At 71.7% G+C, this 3,784-nt stretch carries 5 protein-coding genes; 2 read left to right on the top strand and 3 right to left on the bottom strand.

Annotated elements, in window-relative coordinates; genetic code table 11:
* A partial coding sequence (locus EHS43_RS39880) for a response regulator (RefSeq protein ID WP_185806615.1) occupies positions 1 to 405 on the bottom strand: 405 nt, incomplete at its 3' end.
* Between the two features lie 247 nt (positions 406 to 652).
* Positions 653 to 1,279, bottom strand: coding sequence for a DUF3000 domain-containing protein (locus EHS43_RS39875; RefSeq protein WP_185806616.1), 627 nt, complete (start codon positions 1,277 to 1,279; stop codon positions 653 to 655).
* A 158-nt stretch (positions 1,280 to 1,437) separates the two neighbouring features.
* Here EHS43_RS39875 and hemE point away from each other — a divergent pair, with 158 nt between their 5' ends.
* Complete coding sequence (gene hemE, locus EHS43_RS39870) at positions 1,438 to 2,493, top strand: uroporphyrinogen decarboxylase (protein WP_125195438.1); 1,056 nt, start codon at positions 1,438 to 1,440, stop codon at positions 2,491 to 2,493.
* Between the two features lies 1 nt (position 2,494).
* On the opposite strand, the gene EHS43_RS39865 is transcribed toward hemE, so the two are convergent.
* Positions 2,495 to 3,322, bottom strand: coding sequence for a rhomboid family intramembrane serine protease (locus EHS43_RS39865; RefSeq protein ID WP_125195440.1), 828 nt, complete (start codon positions 3,320 to 3,322; stop codon positions 2,495 to 2,497).
* A 135-nt stretch (positions 3,323 to 3,457) separates the two neighbouring features.
* Between EHS43_RS39865 and EHS43_RS39860 the strand changes: the two genes are divergently transcribed.
* Positions 3,458 to 3,781 (top strand): hypothetical protein, encoded by a 324-nt coding sequence (locus EHS43_RS39860; RefSeq protein WP_185806614.1) that lies wholly within the window; start codon positions 3,458 to 3,460, stop codon positions 3,779 to 3,781.
* Positions 3,782 to 3,784: the final 3 nt, after the last annotated feature.

Below are 3,784 nucleotides of genomic sequence, written 5' to 3'. Positions count from 1 at the left end.
GATGGGGGCGGCTCCCGGTCGGGTGGGGAGCCCGAGGTTGGTCCGGGTGCCGGTGACGACGTAGCCCTTGACGCCGCCCGCGAGGGCGTTGCGCACGGCGCCGATGTCGTCGGCCGCGGAGAGGGCGAGGCCGTTGGGCCAGCCCGCGGCGCGGGTTTCCGACAGCAGCGTGAGGCCGGAGCCGTCGGGGAGATGGACCTCGGCGACGCAGATGTCTCTGGGACTGCCGATACGGGGACGGGCCTCCGCAACGGACGAGGCCTCGATGACATCGCGCACACCGAGCGCCCAGAGGTGACGGGTGACGGTGGAGCGGACGCGCGGGTCGGCCACGACCACCATGGCGGTGGGCTTGTTCGGGCGGTAGGCGACCAGGCTTGCGGGCTGCTCGAGGAGAACGGACACCGGGCCTCCTGGGGTGCGGGACGGCTTGGAAGGTCACAGACGTCTTCGGCACCGAACCCGGCGTCCTTTAGAGAATGATCACGATCTAGTGAGTAACAATTAGTGCAATTCGGACGTACGGTCGATCGTTCGGTGAACGTATCGGTTCGTTCGAGGGGCCACTCCTGACTGAAAGTGGCCGTATCGACAAATTGATGCTCCATGTGGGTGGCCACCCCGCTGGCGTGCCACCCCCCGCCCCGGACGGTCAGCGCGCCTGCGGATCCCGCCGCTGGGGAAGCGTGACCACCGACGCGTCGCCCGGCCCGGCCGGCGGCAGGCCCGCGACCTGGGCCAGCAGATCGCACCAGGAGGCGAGGTGCGCCGCCGTGTCCGGCACCCCGCCCAGGCCCTCACGGGGCGTCCAGGAGGCGCGGATCTCGATCTGCGAGGCCGCGGGGCGCTCGGACAGACCTCCGAAGTAGTGCGAGCTCGCGCGCGTGACGGTGCCGCTCGGCTCGCCGTACGACAGCCCGCGCGCCGAGAGCGCCCCGGTCAGCCAGGACCAGCACACCTCGGGCAGCAGCGGGTCGGCGGCCATCTCCGGCTCCAGCTCCGCGCGCACCAGCGTCACCAGCCGGAAGGTGCCCCGCCAGGCGTCGTGGCCGTCCGGGTCGTGCAGCAGCACCAGGCGCCCGTCGGCGAGGTCCTGGTCGCCGTCGACGACGGTCGCCTCCAGCGCGTACGCGTGCGGGGCGAGCCGCTGGGGAGCCCGTGTCGCCTCGATCTCGATCTGCGGCCGCAGCCGACTGCCGCGCAGGGCGTGAACCGCGGCCCGGAAGGCCGGCGGAGCCCCACCGCTCCCCTCCCGGTCGCTCCCCTTCGCGTCGTCCATTCCGCCCGAGTCGTCCGACAGTCGTTCTTGTGCCGCAGCCATGCGGGAAGGTTAAGGGGAAGGGGGCCGTGGTGCGGGCCTAGACACCCTGACTCCGCTCCTTGCCCACACGGACACCGCGCACTCGGCACCCGTCGCACCGTGCGAGACTTTCCGACGTGAGTGCACACCAGACGCCGCCGTCAGCCACGTACGATTCCGCCTTCCTCAAGGCATGCCGGCGCGAGCCCGTGCCGCACACCCCGGTGTGGTTCATGCGCCAGGCCGGGCGTTCGCTTCCCGAGTACCGCAAGGTGCGCGAGGGCATCCCGATGCTGGAGTCCTGCACGCGGCCCGAGCTGGTCGCCGAGATCACGCTCCAGCCGGTGCGCCGGCACAACGTGGACGCGGCGATCTACTACAGCGACATCGTCGTCCCGCTCAAGGCCATCGGCATCGACCTCGACATCAAGCCCGGCGTCGGCCCGGTCGTCGAGCGCCCGATCCGCACCCGCGCCGACCTGGCCCAGCTGCGCGACCTCACTCCCGAGGACGTCTCCTACGTCACCGAGGCCATCGGCCTGCTGACCCGCGAGCTCGGCCCGACCCCCCTCATCGGATTCGCCGGCGCACCTTTCACCCTCGCGAGTTACCTCGTCGAGGGCGGCCCCTCGCGCACCTACGAGAACGCCAAGGCGATCATGTACGGCGACCCCGAGCTGTGGGCCGACCTGCTCGACCGCCTCGCCGACATCACCGCGGCCTTCCTGAAGGTCCAGATCGAGGCCGGCGCCTCCGCCGTCCAGCTCTTCGACTCCTGGGCCGGCGCCCTCGCCCCCGCCGACTACCGCCGCTCGGTGCTGCCCGCCTCCGCGAAGGTCTTCGACGCCGTCGAGGGCTACGGCGTGCCCCGCATCCACTTCGGCGTCGGCACCGGTGAGCTGCTGCAACTGATGGGCGAGGCCGGCGCGGACGTCGTCGGCGTCGACTGGCGGGTCCCGCTCGACGAGGCCGCCCGCCGCGTCGGCCCCGGCAAGGCGCTCCAGGGCAACCTCGACCCGACGGTCCTGTTCGCGTCCACGGAGGCCGTCGAGGCCAAGACCCGCGAGGTGCTCGACGCGGCCGCCGGCCTGGAGGGCCACGTCTTCAACCTCGGCCACGGCGTCATGCCGTCCACCGACCCGGACGCGCTGACCCGCCTCGTGGAGTACGTGCACACGCACACCGCTCGCTGAGTCACCACGTGTGCCGGGGCCGCGCCTTCCTGCCGAACAGCAGGCCGCGCGGTTCCGGCGGAGGGGGAGTGCCCGGCTTCAGCGGCCAGGCGAGCGCCATCCCGGCGAGGAAGCCGACGACATGCGCCGCGTACGCGACCGTGCCCGCGGCGGAGACGCCCTCGCCGGACGAGTAGAACGCCTGGAGCACGAACCAGAAGCCCAGCACCAGCCAGGCCGGCAGTCTCAGCGGCAGGAACACCAGGAACGGCACCAGGACCCACACCCTGGCCTTCGGGTACAGCACCAGATAGGCGCCCAGGACCCCGGCGATGGCCCCCGAGGCGCCGATCAGCGGGTCGCCGGAGTCGGCGTTGAGCAGCGCGAAGCCGTACGAGGCCGCGTAGCCGCAGACGACGTAGAAGAGCGCGAAGCGCACATGGCCCATGCGGTCCTCGACGTTGTTGCCGAAGATCAGCAGGAACAGCATGTTGCCCAGCAGGTGCAGCCAGCCGCCGTGCAGGAACATCGCCGTCAGGACCGACAGCGCGGGCGACTTCTCGTAGTCCGGCGGGGCCACCACACAGCCCGTCGCGCCCTGCGCGTTCGTGCCGACGTCGCCCGTGGGGACGAGCTTCGGCATCTGATGGTGGATCAACTCCTGCGGGATCGCCGCCCAGTGGTCCAGGAACGCCTGGAGATGGCACAGCTGCGACACGCTGCTGTCGCCCGCCACGGACCCGGCCAGGCCGGGCATGTACAGGAACACGAGGACGTTCGCGGCGATGAGCGCGTACGTCACCACGGGGGTGCGGCGCACGGGGTTCACGTCATGGACGGGGATGACCACAAGGAAGTACTGCCCGCGATGGGCCCGGTGAATCGGTGGCGCGTCGGTGAACACCCGCACGCGCGCGTGCGTATGACTCCTCAACCGCCCGCGGCACGGGGAAGGCGGGCCGCGGGGACTACGTGAGGAACAGCGATGAACGACCGTATGACGCCGATGCACGCTCTTCCCGACGGTGAGGCCGAGCTCTCCCTGGTGGTGCGACTGCCGTGGGAGGACGTGGCCAGGCTCGGTCAGGAGGCCGGGCGGCTGGCGTCCCAGATGCAGCGGCCGGTGACGCTCGACGAGGCGGTGAGCAACCGGCTGCGGTCCACGCGGTCCGCGGCGCACGCCAAGCCGGCCGGTGAGCAGCCCTCGGCGATGCCCCCCACCACCAGCGCCTCCGTCTCGGCCCTGCCGCCCCGCCCGCCCGCCGACCAGGCCCGCCAGGCCATCGAGCGGATCAACGGGACGGCGTAGCCT

The sequence above is a fragment of the Streptomyces sp. RP5T genome, assembly GCF_003933965.1.
Classification (GTDB): domain Bacteria; phylum Actinomycetota; class Actinomycetes; order Streptomycetales; family Streptomycetaceae; genus Streptomyces.
Note: the sequence above shows the minus strand (reverse complement) of the source record. Positions and strands in the feature narration are given on the sequence as shown.